Raw genomic sequence first — 18,520 nt, 5'->3', positions numbered from 1 at the left:
ATGGCCGGCATCGATGGCGCTGCGAACAGGCAGCAGGCGGAGAACGACGCCGAGGCCCGTGGCCCGAAGCCCGACTCCGACGTCGGCATCCCGGGCGCCCAGGATCCCGGCGGTCCGGACAAGATGACCCCCGTGGGTACGGGCGGGCCGTACTGGGCCAGCCCGACGCCCTGGCAGCATTCGCGGCGGCCGGAGCTGTCGTCGGCGAAAGAGGGCGACCACGTCGCGGTCAACATCGCCGACCTGCGGGCCTATGCGACCCGGATGGACGAGTTCCGTAGCTATGTCGCGGAGGTCCACAAAGGATTCAGTGCGGCGGGTGTGATCAAACCGGGAACCTTCTACAACGGCGCGGTCATCTACAACGCGGTGGAAGGTGACGGTGGGCTGACACCGTCCACCTTGAGCTTCCTCAAGGACGTCGCCGAATCGTTCACGAGCGTCCAGACCGATATGAACGCGGTGATCCTGAAGTACGAGGCGACCGAGGATGCCAACAAGGTCACCGCCGAGGACATCAGCAACGAGTTCGCCGGCAGTTTCGGGCGCATCGAAGGTTTGAGCGACGACAGCCCGTCCGCGGGCAAGTGATCTGAGTCCACCCGTACGCAAGCCGATTCCTGAGAGCGCAGTGTCATCATGGGCGACCCCGAACCGACTCCCGGCCCCAACGAGATCATCGATGCCGGCGGGCGTCACACCACCTCCCCGGGCGGTGACACGAGCGCGGCCGGGAAGGGCAACGACTACGGCAGCATGTCGTGGGAGGAGATCTACCGTCATCTCTGGGGATCGGTCAGTACGGGGAACAACGGGGACGCCGCCGCTGCCGCACGGGGTGCCGCCAACGTCGACCCGAACTCGCTCAAGGTGGCCGGCGACTGGTACGGGACCATTCAGAACACCCTGATCGGTATCCGGGACGACCTGAACGGGTGGACCGAGGCGCTCGCCGGGGAGGACGGGTCCTGGCAGGGGTCGGCGGCGATCGCGTTCCGCGACAAGATGACCGACCTGCACAACCACATCGACGCCCACGTCACGGCCAACAACGGCGGCAACTCCGGGGTGGGTAGCTCGTACCCGACCCAGCTCTACACGCTGGCGAACAATCTCGACTGGGCCCGGCGAATGGCCGCGGAGTACGTCACCTACTACGGCAACTGGGCCGTGGCGAACCGGCATGTGCCGGTCCGGGGCGGCGTGATCTACATCAACAACGACAAAGAGGTCGCGCAGGCCCTGACCGACACGTTGCGCAGCGTGATGGACCAGCTCGTGCCGACGTACGAGCTGGTGATCACCGAGCCCGAGGTGCCGAAACCGGTGACGTCCACCCCGGAGACCCCGGAGAACCCCGGGTCCCCGGACGGGCCGGGCGGCGGTACGAACGTGCCGACCCCCGATGTCAAGACACCCACTCCGGGCGGAGGCGGTACGCCGACCCCGGGCGCGAACACGCCGACCCCGGAGCTGAAGGCCCCGACCGGCGGCGTGTCGACCCCACCGAAGACCGGCTCAGCCGGCGGCGGAGGTGGCGGTGGAGGTAGCGCCGTCCCGGACGTCCCGGACGTCGAGGTCCCGGAACTCGGTGGCGGTAGCAGCGGTGGAGGTGGAGGTGGCTCGACCTCACCGGGCGGCACGGGCAGCGTGAAGCCGCCCGTCTTCGCAATACCACTGCCGGGTGCGGGAAGCGGGCTCCCGGGCTTCGGCACCGGAACGGGGACCGGAAGCGGCACGGGGACCGGGACGGGGACCGGCTCGGGTTCGACGCCCCTGCCGCCGGTGCCCACGGTGTCCGTGCCGAAGCCGCCGGGCAGCGCGACGGGCTCGGGACCCACGTCCTCCGTGCCAAAACCGTCCACCGGTGTGGGCGGGTCGTCAGGCTCGACCGTGCCCAAGCCCGTGGGTGGCGTCACCCTGCCGCCGGCTTCCGTGCCCCGTGGTGTCTCGCTCGGCGGGTCGATGCCGGCCGGCCTGAACTCCGGGTCGTCGGCCGGCTCCGGCGCGGGACTGCCGCCGGCGTCGCCGATGTCCCCTCCGGCCGGTACGAGCACCGGCCCCGAACGTTCGGATGCTTCGGGTCTGGTGAACGCGGGTGTGACGCCGTGGGAGGACGTCGAGGTCCCCGGCGGTGCGCCGGACGCACCCGGCGGTGCTGCACCGGGCAGTCAGATGCCACCGATGTCGCCGATGTCGCCGCCCGCGGGTACAAGCGCGGGCCCGGAGCGTTCGGACGCCTCGGGTCTCGTCAGCGCAGGCACGGCGCCGTGGCAGGAGGGCGAGGTCGCCGGTGGCGTACCGGACGCACCCGCCGGCGCTCAGCCCGGTCAGCAGATGCCACCGATGTCCCCGATGTCGCCGCCCGCCGGAACGAGCGCGGGCCCGGAGCGTTCGGACGCCTCGGGTCTCGTCAGCGCGGGCACGACGCCGTGGCAGGAGGGCGAGGTCACCGGTGGTGCGCCGGACGCGCCCGCCGGCGCTCAGCCCGGTCAGCAGATGCCGCCGATGTCTCCACCTGCGGCGGCGGCTGCGGGTGCCGGCCCGGCGCGCTCGGAGGCATCAGGCCTGGTGAGAGCTGGCGCCGAGCCGTGGGAGTCACCCGCCGCCCCCGAGGCCACGCCGCACGCGCCGGCCGGAGCGGAGCCCACGCCCGCAACCCCGGCCCCAACCCCGGCCCCGGCCCCAACCCCGGCCCCGGCCCCGGCCCCGGCCCCGGCCCCGGCCCCGGCCCCGGCCCCGGCCCCGAGCAGCATGGAGACCACCCCGTCGCCATCCGGTGCGGAACCTGCACCGGGCACGGCCGATCGGGATGGACGCACGACATCGGCCGACGACGAGCTGTGGCTCAACCGGGGCGTCCTGCCGGTCCCACCGATGACGCCACCAGTCGCCGCTGCCCCGGCGCCTGTTCAGGCACCCGCTCCCACGCCCCAGACTTCGCCCTCAGCCACACCGGCCGCGCAGGCAAGCCCGGCCGCGCAGCCAGGTCAGGCTTCCTCGAGCGGACAGACCGCACCTCCGCACAGCGCCGACGCCGACACCGCACACCGTGACGATCACGGGGTTCTGCCGATCGCAGCGTTCCTGTTGCCGCCGCCCGCAGCACCGGCCCCGCCCGCAGCACCGGCCCCGACCGGGATGACGTCGCCGCAGGGCGTGACGTCCCCGCGGAAGGGTGACCGCGAGACCAAGCCCGCCGAAGGAAACAGCCCGGGACCATCCGATGACGACGGGGACGGCCCGGACGACGACGACTTCGTAGCGGTCGTCGCCGACGGGGATGGCGACGACGATCCGGACTCGTGGGACGACGGCGAGCTGTACTGGGCGACGGACGACCTCGAACGGCCGGCGCAAGGGCCGGTCCCGGGCGAGCGTACTGAGCTGGCTGCCTGGCGTCCCCGGCGGATCGACCCGGCCGCGGTGATCTCCGGGGAGGTGGAGGAGACCCCGCAGGTGTACGCGGTGAGCGCCGACACGTTGAGCGACGAGGAGCTCGCGGCGTACTGGGCCGAGGAAGGCATGACAGACGAACCCGGGAACGAGCCCGACGAGGACGAGGAGCCGCCGGCGGAGCGTCGTGCGGCGGATCTGCTGACGCAGGATCGGCTTGCCTGGGCAGGCGACCGTGAAGAACCCGGGGTCATCGGATGAGCACGGTCATCGTCAAGCGCCCGCCTCGCGCCGAGGGTCCGGAAGAGCCTGCCGGCGAGGTCGAGTTGCAGGAGCCGCCGGTGATGGCCGAGCCGGCTCCGATGGACATGCGGTCGTTCCTGACCGTGGTGCCGATGGGGCTCGGCATGGGCGGCATGATCATGATGTACGGCGCGTTCAACCGGTCGTCGGTCGCCTACCTCTCCGGCGGTCTGATGGCCGCCGGCATGCTGGTCATGGGTGTGGTCCAGATCGGGCGGGCCGCCGGTGAGCGCAAGCGCAAGATGCGCTCCGAGCGCCGCGACTACCTGCGCTATCTCGCGCAACTGCGCGGCAAGGCGCGAGAAGCCGCCGGCCGGCAGCGGCAGGCGGTGCTGTGGCACAACCCCGATCCCCGAACACTGTGGACGTTCGTGGACGGCAACCGGTTGTGGGAACGCCGACCGGCCCACGACGACTTCGGACGGGTCCGGATCGGGCTCGGCAGGCACAGTTCGGCCGTACGGTACGTGCCGCCGTCGACGAAGCCGGTCGAGGATCTGGAACCGCTGTCGTCGATCTCGTTGCGGCGCTTCACCGAGGCCTACCGGACGGTTCCCGGCGTCCCCACCGCGATCAGCCTGCGGAGCTTCACGAGCGTCGAGTTCGCCGGGCTCGCGGGCCCCGCGACGGCGCTGGCCCGTGCCGTGGTCGCCCAGCTGGTCACCCTGCACGCCCCGGACGAGCTGCGAGTGGCCGTCCTGACCGGGGACACCGCCGGGGACGAGTGGGAGTGGGTCAAGTGGCTCCCGCACAACGCGCATCCGGCGCAGGGCGATGCCGCGGGGCCGCTGCGGTTGTTCGCCCGTGACCACGACGAGCTGCTGACGTTGCTCGGGACCGAGTTCACCGATCGCGGTGATCACGACCGGGCGGCCAGGCCCAGCGCCGGTGAGCCGTTCGTGGTCGTGGTGGCCGACCGGGTGGAGATCCCGGACAGCTCCCGGCTGCTCGGTGCCGGCCTGCACAACACCGTGCTGCTGGACATCACCGGGCGCCTGCCCGGCGGGCCCAAGGTGCTGCGGTTGAGCATGGCGCAGGACCACATCGAGTTCCCGGTCGGCGACCACACCGGCCGGGCCACCCGGGACGACCTGTCCGTGCGGGAGGCCGAGACCCTCGCGCGGCTGCTCGCGCCGCGGCGTACCAGCGGCAATCTGGAGATCGTCGACGACTCGCTGGAGTCGGACTTCGAGCTGACGTCGCTGCTGGGCATCCGGGACGCGTACGCGTTCGACGTGAACGCCCTCTGGCGCCCCCGGCAGACCCAGCGCGCCCGGCTCAGCGTGCCGATCGGCGTGACCGACAACGGCGAGGTCGTCGAACTCGACCTGAAGGAGTCGGCGCAGGGCGGCATGGGCCCGCACGGCCTGCTGATCGGTGCGACAGGCTCGGGCAAGAGCGAGTTGCTGCGTACGCTGGTCTGCGCCCTCGCCGTGACCCACAGCTCGGAGATCCTCAACCTCGTCCTGGTCGATTTCAAGGGCGGCGCGACGTTCATCGGCATGGAGAAGTTGCCGCACACCTCCGCGGTGATCACGAACCTCGCCGACGAGCTACCCCTGGTCGACCGGATGCAGGACGCGCTGAACGGCGAGATGACGCGCCGCCAGGAACTGCTGCGCGCGAGTGGGTACGCGTCGCTGTTCGACTACGAGAAAGCCCGCGGCGCCGGTGCCCCGCTGGCGCCGTTCCCGGTGCTGCTGCTGATCGTGGACGAGTTCTCCGAGCTGTTGTCGAGCAAGGCCGAGTTCATGGATCTTTTCGTCTCCATCGGACGGCTGGGCCGGTCCCTGGGCGTACACCTGCTGCTGGCTTCTCAGCGTCTCGACGAGGGACGCATCAACCGGGTCGAGGGCCACCTGTCGTACCGCATCGGCCTGCGCACCTTCTCCTCGATGGAGTCCCGTGCGGTGATCGGCACCGGTGCCGCCTACGAACTGCCGTCCGAACCGGGCAACGGATACCTCAAACTGGACATCAGCAACCTGGTGCGGTTCAAGAGCGCGTACGTGTCCGGCCCGTACCAGCGCCCGGCGGGCCATCGGCCGGACAGCGGCGCGACGGGCGTCGGCGTCGAGGTGGTTCCGTTCGGCGTCGCCCGGCTACCCGAGCCGGAGCCCGCCGAGCCGATCGAGGTGCCGGAGAGCGTCGACGGGCCGGCCCCCGAGCCGGCCCAGGCCCGGCTGATGGAGGTGCTCATCGACCGGCTCGCCGGTGCGGGACCGCCCGCCCGGCAGGTGTGGCTGCCGCCGCTGTCCGCGCCGTCCGGCCTGGACGAGCTGCTGCCCAGCGTCGTGCCCCATCCCCAGCTGGGCATGACCGTGGACAACGCCACGCTGCGCGGCCGGCTGCGGGTGCCGGTCGGCATCGTCGACCGCCCGTACGACCAGGTACGCGAACTGCTGCGCGCGGACCTGAGCGGCGCCGACGGGCACGTAGGGATCGCCGGGGCACCGCAGAGCGGGAAATCGACGTTGCTGCGTACCCTCGTGCTCGCCCTCGCTCTGACCCACACCCCGGAGCAGGTCCAGTTCTACGGCCTGGACTTCGGCGGGGGTGGCATCTCCGCACTGGCCGGGCTGCCGCACGTCGGATCGATCTCGTCGCGGATGGAACGCGACCGGGTGGTACGGACCGTCGAGGAGCTCCGGCAGCTCCTCGAACGCCGGGAGATGCTCTTCGCCGAGCACGGCTTCGACTCGATCGGCGCCTATCTGGGCGCCCGCGCCCGCGGGGAGATCACCGACCTGTACGGCCACGTCTTCCTGCTGATCGACGGCTGGTTCACGATGAAGTCGGACTTCGGCGAACTGGAGACCAGGGTCAACGAGCTGGCGTCGCGCGGCCTGTCGTTCGGCGTGCACGTGGTCGTCACCGCCACCCGCTGGTCGGAGATCCGCACCTGGCTGCGCGACCTGCTCGGCACCAAGTTCGAGCTGCGCCTCGGCGACACCATGGAATCCGAGGTCGGCTCGCGCAAGGCGGCGCTCGTCCCGAACCGGCCCGGCCGCGGCATGACCGGCGCCGGCCTGCACTTCCTGGCCGGCCTGCCCCGGCTCGACGGGCGGACCGGCACGGACGACCTCGGCGAGGCCACCCGGGCACTGATCGACGAGATCCGCACGTTCTGGTCCGGCCCGGCAGCCCCGCCGGTCCGGCTGCTGCCGACCCACCTGCCGGCCGCGGACCTGCCCGCCGCCCGCGACGGCTTCCAGGTCTGCCTCGGCCACGACGAGCAGCGGCTCAGCCCGGTCTGGCACGACTTCCTGACCAGCCCGCACCTGTTCGTCATGGGCGACAACGAGACCGGTAAGACCAACGTCCTGCGCCTGGTCCTCAAGGCGATCACCGACCGGTACGCCCCCGGTGAGGTGAAGGTCGTGGTCGGCGACTCCCGCCGCGACCTCGACGCGGTCATACCCGCCCGGTACCGCGCCGGATACGCGATCACCGCCGACGACATGCACAAGCTCGCCCAGCAGGCCGCCATCTCCATGAACCCGCGGCTGCCCGGGCAGGAGGTCGGCGCCGACCAGCTGCGCCGGCGCGACTGGTGGACCGGCCCCGAACTGTTCGTCGTGGTCGACGACTACGAACTGCTCGGCAAGGGCGGCATGGGCGCGGGCTCGGTGCTCGAACCGCTTCTGCCGCTGCTGGCCCAGGGCGCCCACATCGGGCTGCACCTGGTGATCGCCCGCAGCACGTCCGGCAGCATGCGGGCCATGATGGACCCGGTTCTGCGCCGGATCTGGGAACTCGGCAATCCCGGGCTGCTGCTGTCGTACCCGAAGGAAGAGGGCCGTTTCCTCGGTGAGGCCGCCCCGCGCAAGCTGCCACCCGGGCGGGCCCAGCTCGTCACCCGCCGCTCGGTGAAACTGATCCAGACCGGCCTGGTCACGGCCGGCTCGCCGCAGGGAGTCCCCGCATGACCAAGCTGACCGCCGACGTCTGCAGGGTCACCGTGGTCGCCGGCGACCGCCGGATCGACCTGGCCGTGCCGGCCACCGTCACGGTGTCGGAACTCCTGCCGACGCTGGTCGCCTCGGCCGCGGAATCCGCCCACGACGGGGGCTGGGTTCTGCAGCGCATCGGTGGCGCGCCCTTCGACCCGACCGGCACCCCCGAGTCGCTGGACTGGCTGGAGGGCGAGGAGCTGTACCTGCGCCCGGTCGAGGACTCGCTGCCGGAGCTCGACTTCGACGACCTCGCCGACGGGATCGCGACCGCGGTCAACCGGCGCGCCGACCGCTGGCAACCGGAGTACCGGCGACCGCTGTTCCTCGTGCTGACCGTGGTCGCGCTGGGAGTGTTCGGCGCCGTGCTGATCGGCGGCGGCACCATCGCGTTCACCGGCGTCGCCGGTCTCCTGGCGGGCACCGGGCTGCTGGCCGCCGGACTGTCGAGCGCCCGGCCGGGCCGCGATCGGGCGATGTCCACGGTGTTCAGCGCCGGCGGGATAGCGCTGCTCGTGCTCACCGGCACCGAAGTGGTGCACGCGCTCGGACTGTCGGCGCAGGCCGGGCTGACCGTGCCGGGACTGGCGGGACTGCTGGCCACGACCGGCCTCGTCATGGTCGTGTCCGCGCCGAAGGCAGCCCTGCGCCTGGCCCGGCTCCGCGGCGTCCAGCTCCCCAAATCCGGCGAGGAGCTGCACTACGACAACGAACCGCAGCCCGCCGGTGACCTGGAGGCCAGGACCGACGCGGCGGACGGCTACCTGACCACCGTCGTGCTCAGCGCCTGCCTGCTGATGCCGTACCTGCAGATCGAGATCATGCGGGCCGGTGGGTGGATCGGCTGGTCCCTGGTGACGGTGCTGTCCGGCGCCCTCGCCCTGCGCGCCCGCTCGTTCTTCGGTGCCGGGCAACGACTCGCGCTCGTCGCCGCCGCGACCACCGGATTCGTGCTGGTCGTCGCGCATCTCTCGGGCAACACCGGCCCGCTCGCCCGCAGCGTCCTGCTGGCCGGGCTCGCGGTGCTGCTGGGCGTCCTGGTGATGGCGGCGACCCGGCCGTGGCCACGCCGGCTGCTGCCGATCTGGGAGTTCCTCGCCGGCGCCGGCGACGTGATCACCGGTGTGGCACTGATTCCGTTACTGCTCCAGCTGCTCGGCGCGTACGCCTGGGCACGCGGTCTGTTCGGCTAGTCCGGCTAGGAGACTCCACCGTGCAGACCCAGCGGGACCACGTCCACGCCCACCAGTTCCAGATGACCCGCATGAGCAACTCACTGGTCGCCGGCGACTCGGCGGGCGTCGACAACCCCTTCCAGCGCCCGGTCGTCGGACTGCTCACCGGCGTCCTGCTCGCCGTCCTCGTCGTCGGCGGGTACGCCGTCTACGGCTGGCTGGTGCCCGGCGGCGACACGTCATGGCGCCGGCCCGGCACGATCATCGTCGAGAAGGAGAGCGGCGACCGATACGTGTTCGCCGGTGGGAAGCTGCTGCCCGTACGCAACATGACCTCTGCGCTGCTGCTGCAAGGCCCCTCGGCGACCGTCGAACTCGTCTCGCACACCGCACTGCGGGGTGTGCCACGCGGCCCGGTGATCGGACTGCCCGGCGCGCCCCAGGTCCTGCCGGCAGCCGCAGACCTGGTCGGCGGCCCCTGGATGGCCTGCCTGACCGGTAGGACGGTCCGGCTCGACCTCGACCCGGCCGCACCGGCGACCCCGCTCGCGCCGGGCGAGTTCACCCTGGTCGCCTCGGCCGGCAAGCGCTACCTGCTGTGGCGTGGCACGAAATCCGAGATCGCCGACGACGCCGTGCCGATCGCCCTGGGCGCCGCCGGAGCCACCCCCGCCACCGCGCCCGCGATCTGGCTCGACGCGGTGGCCGACGGGGAACCCATAACCATCCCGAAGGTGCCGAAGCACGGTGCGAAGGGCCCGAAGGTGGCCGGGCACCCGTACCGGATCGGTCAGGTGTTCACCCAGGCCGGCGGTGGTGCGCAGCGGTTCGTCCTGCGATCCGACGGCCTGGCACCGGTCAGCGAGACCGCCTTCACCCTCCTGCAAGCGGTCAGCTCCCCGCCGGTCGCGCTGAGCGCCGCGGACATCGTCACCGCGCCCGCCTCCACCGACCGCTCGCTGACCGGCTTCCTGTCGGCACTGGCCGGCGTCACCTTCCGCGACCCCGCCGGGGGAGCACTGTGCCTGCGGCAATCACCCGCCGGCGCCGAGCTCGTGCTCAGCGCCCGCGGATACCGGGCCGGTACGCCACCGGCGGTACTGGCCCCCGGCAGTGCGGTCCTCGCGTACGCCCTGCCCATACCCACCACCCAACAGACCCCCGAACCGTGGCTCATCACCGAGGACGGCGTCCGCTACGACGTCAGCGGCGAGAACGTCCTGTCCTCGCTGCGGCTCAGCGGCCCGCAGATCGGGATCCCCGCACCCTGGCTGACCGCGCTCCCCACCGGCCCGGCGCTCAGCCGAGCCGCCCTGACCGCCACCGAGGAGGGCTCATGATGCGTTCACCGATCGGCCGCCGCCAGCCCGCCGACGTCAGCGGGATCACCCGTAACACCGTCGGCAACGCCACTGTCCTGTCCACCGACGACCGGATGAGCGAGGAGGCCCGGACCCTCGCGTTCGCCGTACGCCCCGATGACGACAACGACGTGCTGGTGCTCGACCTGCAGGGGGAGCAGCCCCTCGGCATCTGGGAATCGGTCGCCGCCGCGGTCGGGCGTCGCGGCCGGCGCGGCATCCGGCTGGTCGTGTGCGGTCAGCACCCCGAGATGGCCCGGCTGGCAGGGCAGTGGCTGTCGGACCGGCTCGGCCGCCCGGTCCTGGCACCCTACGGCGAACTGGTCCGCGCCAAGTCCGGCCAGCTCTTCGTGCACGCCGGGCAGAGCAGCGGATGGGTACGTCACCTGCCGGGCCGCGTACCCCGCTGGGAGGCCAAACGATTCCCCCGGCCGGTCTGGGACGACGCCTCGACCGAACCGCTGCGGACCGGTGCGGCCGGGATCGCCGAACCGCTGCCCGCCGGGGTATGGCTCCGGGACTCCCACGACGCCGCCGATGTGGCGGATCACTGGCGCTGGCTGGTCGCCTCGATGCCGTGCCTGCCCGACCGGATGTCGGTCCTGCTCGGCTGTCCCGGCCGCCCACCGCTGTCGCTCGACGACATCGCCCGCTTCTGGCGCACGCTGTCCGGCGAGACCCGGTCCCGGGTCCGCTTCGTCGGGTACGGGCCGGTGCAGCAGCCGCACGGCGAAGCGCTCGGGCAGGTCCTCGCCGACCTGCTCGGGGAGCCGGTGGCCTGCTTCGCCGGGCTGCCACTCGGCGACGCCACGGCCCTCGAGCTCTACACCGTCACGCCGGGAGGAGGCCTCGGCTGGCGTACGTACGCCATGGAGCTGGGCTACCAGCCCCGCGCCGAATCTCAGGCCGCACCACCGCGGCTGATGAGCTGGTGGTCGCCGCTGGTCCTCGGCGAGCCGACCGAGCCGAGGGTCTACTGGTACGCCCCGGACGCAGTGGTCGAGGTCGTGCAGGCGGGCCTGTGGGTCCGGCCGATCGAGGTGCCGCCCGGCGCCGAGCGGATCCGCACCGCCATGGCCCGCCCCGACTTCCCGGCGTTCATCTTCGACGACAGCGCAGGTGAACGCTCCGACCGGATGCGAACGCTCGCCGGCGACGTCCTCGCCCGGATGGACCCGGCCACCCGCGGCACCGCTGTGGTGGTGGCGGCCTCGGCGGCGGTCGCCTGGCTGACGGAACGACCCGCCGACGACCGGACTACCGGCATCGACGTCGCCGCACGATGGTCGGCGGTCGTGCCGCTGCCGGGCCCCGCGGGAAGGACGGCGGCCGAGGAGCCCACCGCGGTCGTGGCGACGGAGGACCCGACGACGCTGCTGAGGATGCCCGCTGCGCAACCGATCCCCGATCACCCCGCACCGGTCGAGCCACCGGAGCCGTTCGCGCCGGCCGGCCTGCCCTCGATCGCAGCGCCGGCCGACCTGCCCGCGATAGCAGCGCTGTCCGCCCTGGCCGCACCGGCCGACGTGTCCGCGCTCGCCCCGCCGGCCGAGCCGCCTGCAATGACAGCGGCGCCCGAGGTGTCCGCGCTCGCCCCGCCGGCCGAGCCACCCGCGATGACAGCGCCGGCCGAGCTACCCGCGATGACGGCACCGGCCGAGCTACCCGCGATGACGACACCGCCCGAGCCACCTGCCGGGACGGCGCCGGTAGCTGCGCCGGGGCCGGTGGACGTCGGCGTCCGGCGGCAGGCCGCGCCCGTCCCCGCCGCGGCGGGCGTGGTGCGGGACAAGGACCTGTCGGACGAACGGGCCTGGCTGCGCCGCACCCTCAGCCGCGAGTTCGACGCGGTGTCCAGCTCCGTCGCCCGCGTGCTGTCCGAGCTGCCCGGCCTGCAGACGGCGGAGGCCGGCGAACGCGACGACATCGTGGTCGACGCCGTGGCCCTGCGGCTGTTCCTGTCCCCGCAGGGCGCCACCATCGACGCCGGGTTGCGGGCCGCAGCCAAGGGACCGCACGTGCCGCTCGCCCGGTGCGCCGCCGCCGGCCTGGCCCGGATGCCCTCGCACCGCGGCCCGGCCGTCATCCCCGCGTCACCCGTCGCCGCGCAGTGGGACCTGTTGCGTGACGCCAAGCTGTTCACCGAATGGGGTTTCCTCAGCGCTCTCGCCGAACCGTCCGCCGACCTGACCGGCGACACCGACGTGCTGGTCTGGTCGATGACCGGTCGCCGGACCCGGGCCCTGGAACCGGCGGAGGGCGCCGACCGGGTGGTGTTCGCACCGGGCACCAGCTTCGTCGTGCTCGAGGCCGAGGAGCCGCGCGACGGGGCACGCGGCCGGGTCCTGATGCGAGAGCTGTCCGCCCAGGAGATCGGCGCGGACGGCCGCGTCGGCCGCGACCGCGCGTTCCTCGACGAGGTGGCGGGCGGTGCGCTGCGCCGCCGGGCCGAGGACTGGGCGGGCCGGGAACCGTCCGGCCGGGTCGGCGCCGCTGCGGCCGGCCGCGTCGGCGCGCTGCCGGGAATGCTGTCGGATGCGGAAGGGAAACGATCGTGAGCCGGCAGATCCACACCGTGGCCCCGGGTACGCCCGGCGCGCACTCGACGATCGGCGCCGCGCTGGCCCGCGCCGGGGACGGCGACACGATCAGCGTGCACCCCGGCCGCTACACCGAGCGGCTCACCGTCAGCAAACGGGTCACGATCAGCGCCGAGGACGGCCCCGGCACCGTCGAGGTGTCCGTCACCGAGGGCAGCGTGCTCGTGGTCAACGGCGCCGGGGTGACCCTGCACGGGCTCTCCCTGGCCAGCGACGACCCCAAGCTCGCCGCCGTCGACGTGCAGCGCGGCGAGGCGGCACTGGACTCGTGCAGGATCCGCGCCGCGTCGTGGACGGCGTTGCTGTCCCGGCTGGACGGTTCCCTGGCGATGCGCGGCGGCGAGGTGATCAACCCCGCCGGTGCCGGCGTCGTGGTCACCTCGGCGCGGCCGAGCACCCTCGAACGCGTGACCATCGACGACGCCGGCACGTCGGCCGTGGTGGTCGCCGAGGCCGGCACACTGACGCTGCGGCAGCCGACGATCCGCCGGCCCGGCGGCAACGGGGTCGGCGTCAACGGCACCGGCCGGTGCCTGATCGACGGCGGCACGATCACCGGGGCGGCCAAACCGGCGATCGCGGTCGAGGGCCGCGGCGGCATCCGGATCTCCCGGCTGACCGTGCAGGACGGCCAGAGCATCGACCTGTATCTGCGCGGCACCGGCGACGTGGCGGTCAGCGACTCCACGTTCACGGGAGCCCGCATCCAGTCGGCGCACGTGGCGGAAGGCAGCACGGCGGTGTTCACCGGCTGCGTCTTCACCGGCGCCGGTCACACGGCGATCCAGGTCGGCGCCGACGCGACCCCGCGGTTCGCCGGCTGCGAGGTCTCCGGCGCGGCGGTCGGTGTCGGTGTCGACGCCGGTGCCGCCCCGACGTTCGAGGACCTGACGGTCAGCGAGGTCCGGGAGAACGCGGCGGTGGTGACCGGCGGCTCCACGGCGACGTTCGCGCGGCTCCGGGCCGACGGCGCCGGGATCACGGTGGACGGCGCGAGCCGGGTCGTGCTCTCCGAGGCCGGCCTGGCGCACCTGTCGGTCTCCGGCGGTGCCCGGGCCGCTCTGACGGCTTCCACCTGCCGGGGTGGCCTGCTCGTCGAGACGGACAGCGATCTCTCGGTACGCGACAGCGAGATCACCGGCGCTCCCGCCGACGGCATCCGGGTGACCTCGGGTGGCCGGTTGACCGCGGGGCACTGCCGCGTCCGGAACTCCGCCGGCCACGGCATCACGATCGAGGCGGGCAGCTCGGCCACGCTCACCGAGTGCGAGGTGCTCGGCAGCGGCGCGGACGGCGTACACGTCGAATCTGCCGAACCGGTGCGGCTGGTCCGCTGCACCGTGCGGGACAGCCGCGGCGTCGCGGTCTCCCGGCCGGCCGAGCACCGGGTCGAGGTGGAGGACCTGGTCGAGGACACCGGCCGGGCCCGCGTCACGGAGCAGGTGGCCGAGCAGGCGCCGCCCGCCGACGCCGGGGGCGAGGAGCAGTCCGGCACGCTCGGTGAACTCGACACCCTGGTCGGCCTCGCCGGTGTCAAGAAGGAGGTCACCGGGCTCATCAACCTGATCCGGATGGCGCAGATGCGCAGGAAGCTGGGTCTGCCGATGCCGCCGATGAGCCGGCACCTGGTGTTCGCGGGGCCTCCGGGTACCGGTAAGACCACGGTCGCGCGGCTCTACGGTTCGGTGCTGGCCGAGCTGGGTGTGCTGTCCAAGGGGCACATGGTCGAGGCGGCCCGCGCCGATCTGGTCGGGCAGTACGTCGGGTCCACCGCCATCAAGACGACCGAGCTGGTCACCCGGGCGATGGGTGGGGTGCTGTTCGTCGACGAGGCGTACACCCTGACCGCCGGGTCGGGCGGCTCCGGGCCGGACTTCGGGCAGGAGGCCATCGACGCGCTGATGAAGATGATGGAGGACCACCGCGACGAGCTGGTCGTCATCGTGGCCGGCTACTCGGAGCTGATGGAGAGCTTCCTCGAGTCGAACCCGGGCCTGGCGTCACGGTTCACCCGCACGGTCGAGTTCCCCAACTACAGCGTCGACGAACTGGTCACGATCACCACGGACCTGTGCCGCAAGCACTACTACGAACTCACCGACGACGCCGTCGAGGCGGTCACCGAGTTCTACCGCCGAGTGCCGAAGGGCCCGACGTTCGGCAACGGCCGCGTGGCCCGCAAGCTGTTCGAGTCGATGGTGAACAGCCAGGCGACCCGGCTCGCCGGCGCCCCGCCGGCACGGGACAGCGAGCTCAACCGGATCACCGCCGCGGACCTCGCCGCCGACCTGGCCGGCATGGAGATCCCCTCCGCCGGGCGGCCCGGCGCAGCGGCGGATCCCCGCTCCCGCATCGAGGAGAGCCGGGCCTGGCGCCGGCTCGGCGACCTGACCGGACTCGGTGGCCTGCGATCCGTGATCGGCGAGACCCTGTCGGTGCTGCGTTCCGGCGCTGCCCGGCCACCGGCCCGGCATGCCAACGTCGTGCTCACCGCCCCACCCGGAACGGGCCGCCGCGAGATCGCCCGGCTCTACGCACTGGCCCTGTCCGAACTGGACCTCGTACCGTCCGGTCAGCTGATCGGCGTATCGCTGCTGCACGACTGGGAGGTCCAATGGCCCGGCCAGGCACGCAGCCTCGTCGCGCGCGCCTGGCGGGATGCGGGCGGTGGTGTGCTCCTGATCCGCTGGGACGGCCCGGATCCGTCGGGTGAGGTGGCCGATGCGCTGCTCGACCGGCTACGCGAGGGCGGTGACGCGCCGGTCGTCGTTCTCCTGATGGAACCCGGCCGCTGGTCGCACCTGCTGAGCCGGCTGCCCGGCCTCGCCGAATGGTTCGCGCTCGGCTGGGAGCTGCCGCCGTACACGTCCGGTGATCTCGCCGCGATGGCGGTGCGCCGGCTCGCCGATCGCGGGCACGAGGTGCCCGACGAGGTGGGTGCGGCGATCGCCGATCTGGCCGTGGGACTCACCGATCGGACGGCGCGCGGTGCGCACACCCTGGCCGCCTCGCTGGCACGTACGGCAGCATCGCGCACCCTGACCACCGCCGACCTCAGCTTCACCCGGCAGCCCGGCCGGCCCGGCGGCCTGAACTCGGTCTTCGTCACGGCGCACAGCGCCGGGAAGGAATCCCCTGATGTACTTCAATGACCACACCGGCACCAGCAGCAGCCCCCTGCGCCGAGGCTGGCGGTTCTTCGTGAGCTCCCGCCCCGCCCAGATCACCACGGGTGGCGTCGTGGCGGTCCTGCTCACCGGCGCCATCACCGGTGCCGCTGCCAGCAACGACAAAGGCGAAGACCCTGCGTCGGGTACGCCCGCAGCAGCTGAACAGCAGCAGTTCCCCGCCGGACTCCTGCGGGGCGGCGGCGGCACCACCACCACGAACGGCGCCCCTGGCTCCAGTCCGGCCACCCCGGGCGTGACCGGCGAAGGTCTCGGCGCACCCGTGGCCGGCGAAGCGGTGAACCCGCCCCCCGCAGCCGCCCCCGCCGCCAAGCCCCAACCGGCGACGACCCCCACGGCGGCGACGTCACCGGCCACGGTGCCCCCGCAGTCCCAGACGAAAGCGGTCACGTACGACGCGATCGCCGGCCTCGGCTGCACCGGCAAGGGCACGTCCTACTCGAACCACGGCTGGTTCAAGAAGGGCGACGCCGGGTGGTGGACGCTCGCCTACGGCAGCACCCGCGAGGGCGGCTGCGACGGCCGGTTCGACGACATGCCGATGTCCGGCAAGGCCCACGAGGACACCGCAGGGCAGGCCATCCTGTACGGCTTCCAGGTCGGCGCCGCCCGCCAGAACTGCACGCTGTCGATCTACGTACCGACCAGCTCCAGCTCGCGTGACGTACCCGCCGCCCCGGTGCACCTGTCCATCCTCACCGGCACCGGTGTCGGCTCCCCGCTCTACACCAGCCCCGCCCCCGACAAGTACATCTCCCAGGGCGCCCACAACAGCTCCTGGCTCGCCCTGGGCAGCTACCCGGTCAGCAACGGCACGATCGGCGTCAAGGTCACCAACCGTGGCTACTCCGCCGGCTACCCGATGACCTACCCCCACATCGCCGGGGGAGCGGTCCGCGCCCACTGCACCCAGGCCTGAGGACGCCGGTGCTGGTCATTTCACGGTGATGTGGGCGTCGCGGAGGCTGACCTTGACGCCGGGGCCGTTGCCGCCGGAGACGCCGAAGGTGACCTTGCCTTCGGTGTGCCGGGCGCCGGTGGACTTGCCGCGGGACAGGTCGCTGGTCAGCAGCGTCTTGCCGTCCACCGAGATCTTGGCGCTGTTCTTGACCACGTCGACCCCGAGCACGTGGGGGCCGTTCTCCTCGATCTTCAGCTGTTTCAAGGTGCCGTCGTTCACGCTGACGGTGTCCGACTCCTCGAGGTATCCGTTCAGGTAGCTCACCGAGACATCGCGGGCGCAGATGCCCGCGAAGTAGCCGTTGCTGCCGTCCTCGCTGAGCCGGAAGTAGATGTTCACGCACGACCGCAGGCTCATCCGCGCCTGCACCCGGATCGTCATGTCGCCGGAGAAGCTCTGGTCGGGACCGTTCTCACACGTGATCATGAATTCGGTCCGCATGACCAGGGCGCCGCCGTCGTAGTCGCAGCCCTCCTCGGCGGTCCCGGAAGGCGACCACAGGCTCGGTGAGGTCAGCGGGTCGAAGATCTCCTTCGCGGACTGCCGGGCCTGTGCCGGGTCCGTGGAGGCAGAGGACGACGAGGACGGGCGGGAAGCGACAACAGTCAGTTTGTCCTGTCCCGCGTCTCCGAGCCGTGCCCCCGCCCAGCCGCCCGCGACCGCGAGCAGCACGACCGCGGCCCCGGCGACTGCGAAACCACGCCACGGGCGTTTGACGGTGACCGGGGTTGTCGCGGGGCTGCTCGTCCCGGAGACCAGCTCGAACAGCAACTCCTGCGCGGTCGGTCGGTGCGCGGGATCCTTGGCCAGGGCCCGCTCGACGATCCCCATCAGCGCCGGCGGTACACCGTCCAGCTGCGGCGGCTGGGTCAGGATGCGGCCCGCGATCGCCGCGGGACTGTCCGCCGCGAACGGGTTACGGCCGGTCGCTGCGTACGTGACCACCGCACCCCACGCGAAGATGTCAGCCGCCGGGGTCAGCGTGCTGCCCGCGTCCGGCGACAACCGCTCCGGCGCCATGTACGACAACGTGCCGACCGTCTCCTCCGGCCGGGTGTGGTGGCTGGTCGCCTCGACGGCCTTGGCGATACCGAAGTCGATCACCTTCGGCGCGCCGGGGGCGAGCAGCACGTTGCCCGGTTTCAGATCCCGGTGCACGACGCCCGCGCTGTGGATGGCCGTCAGCGCCGTCGCCACCCCCACCGCGATGCTGTGCAGACTGCCGCCCCGCAACGGGCCCTGCGTACGGACGAGCTCGGCCAGGCTGGGACCGTCGACGAACTCGACCACCAGGTACGGGGTCCGGTGATCGGGATCGGCGTCGAGCACCTCGGCCGTACAGAACGCCGGAACCTCCCGGGCCCGGTTGACCTCGCTGCGGAACCGCGCCTGGAAACCCTCGTCGCGGGCGTGCTGGGCCTTGATGACCTTCACGGCGACCAGACCACCGCCGGGTTCGCGGCCGAGGTAGACCGCACCCATCCCGCCCTCGCCGAGCCGGCCGATCAGCTCGTAGCGGCCGAGCATGCGGGGATCTCCGGGACGCAGAGGAGTAGCCACGCGGGCACTCTAATGCCGGTAGG

At 72.5% G+C, this 18,520-nt stretch carries 9 protein-coding genes; 8 read left to right on the top strand and 1 reads right to left on the bottom strand.

Annotated elements, in window-relative coordinates:
• Genes Aco04nite_RS08535 through Aco04nite_RS08505 form a run of 8 tightly spaced genes read left to right on the top strand, consistent with a single transcriptional unit; the run spans position 1 to position 16,895 of the window.
• Positions 1–591 carry a hypothetical protein gene (locus Aco04nite_RS08535; protein WP_212996640.1) on the top strand — a complete coding sequence of 197 codons (591 nt, stop codon included), beginning with the start codon at positions 1–3 and terminating at the stop codon, positions 589–591.
• A gap of 48 nt (positions 592–639) precedes the next feature.
• A complete protein-coding gene (locus tag Aco04nite_RS08530) occupies positions 640–3,657 on the top strand; it encodes a hypothetical protein (protein WP_212996639.1) in 3,018 nt (1,005 codons plus the stop codon).
• Positions 3,654–7,628, top strand: coding sequence for a type VII secretion protein EccCa (gene eccCa, locus Aco04nite_RS08525; RefSeq protein WP_212996638.1), 3,975 nt, complete (start codon positions 3,654–3,656; stop codon positions 7,626–7,628). Before Aco04nite_RS08530 ends, eccCa begins: the two co-directional genes overlap by 4 nt.
• Positions 7,625–8,845, top strand: a complete 1,221-nt coding sequence (locus Aco04nite_RS08520; protein WP_212996637.1) for an EsaB/YukD family protein — start codon at positions 7,625–7,627, stop codon at positions 8,843–8,845. The genes eccCa and Aco04nite_RS08520 overlap by 4 nt, the downstream gene beginning before the upstream one ends.
• A 20-nt stretch (positions 8,846–8,865) precedes the next feature.
• Positions 8,866–10,167: a type VII secretion protein EccB gene (gene eccB / locus Aco04nite_RS08515; protein ID WP_212996636.1), complete on the top strand. Its 1,302-nt coding sequence runs from the start codon at positions 8,866–8,868 to the stop codon at positions 10,165–10,167.
• Positions 10,164–12,746, top strand: a complete 2,583-nt coding sequence (locus Aco04nite_RS48665; RefSeq protein WP_244875827.1) for a hypothetical protein — start codon at positions 10,164–10,166, stop codon at positions 12,744–12,746. The genes eccB and Aco04nite_RS48665 overlap by 4 nt, the downstream gene beginning before the upstream one ends.
• Positions 12,743–15,940, top strand: a complete 3,198-nt coding sequence (locus Aco04nite_RS08510) for a right-handed parallel beta-helix repeat-containing protein (protein WP_244875823.1) — start codon at positions 12,743–12,745, stop codon at positions 15,938–15,940. Before Aco04nite_RS48665 ends, Aco04nite_RS08510 begins: the two co-directional genes overlap by 4 nt.
• Positions 15,927–16,895 carry a hypothetical protein gene (locus Aco04nite_RS08505; RefSeq protein ID WP_212996634.1) on the top strand — a complete coding sequence of 323 codons (969 nt, stop codon included), beginning with the start codon at positions 15,927–15,929 and terminating at the stop codon, positions 16,893–16,895. Before Aco04nite_RS08510 ends, Aco04nite_RS08505 begins: the two co-directional genes overlap by 14 nt.
• A 15-nt stretch (positions 16,896–16,910) precedes the next feature.
• Here Aco04nite_RS08505 and Aco04nite_RS08500 read toward each other — a convergent pair whose 3' ends face one another.
• Positions 16,911–18,497 carry a serine/threonine protein kinase gene (locus Aco04nite_RS08500; RefSeq protein WP_212996633.1) on the bottom strand — a complete coding sequence of 529 codons (1,587 nt, stop codon included), beginning with the start codon at positions 18,495–18,497 and terminating at the stop codon, positions 16,911–16,913.
• Between the last annotated feature and the right edge of the window lie 23 nt (positions 18,498–18,520).

Origin of the sequence: Winogradskya consettensis, from assembly GCF_018332715.1 — a bacterium.
GTDB classification, from domain to species: Bacteria; Actinomycetota; Actinomycetes; order Mycobacteriales; family Micromonosporaceae; genus Actinoplanes; species Actinoplanes consettensis.
The sequence above is the reverse complement of the archived record's forward strand: the minus strand, read 5'-3'. Positions and strand labels throughout refer to the sequence as shown.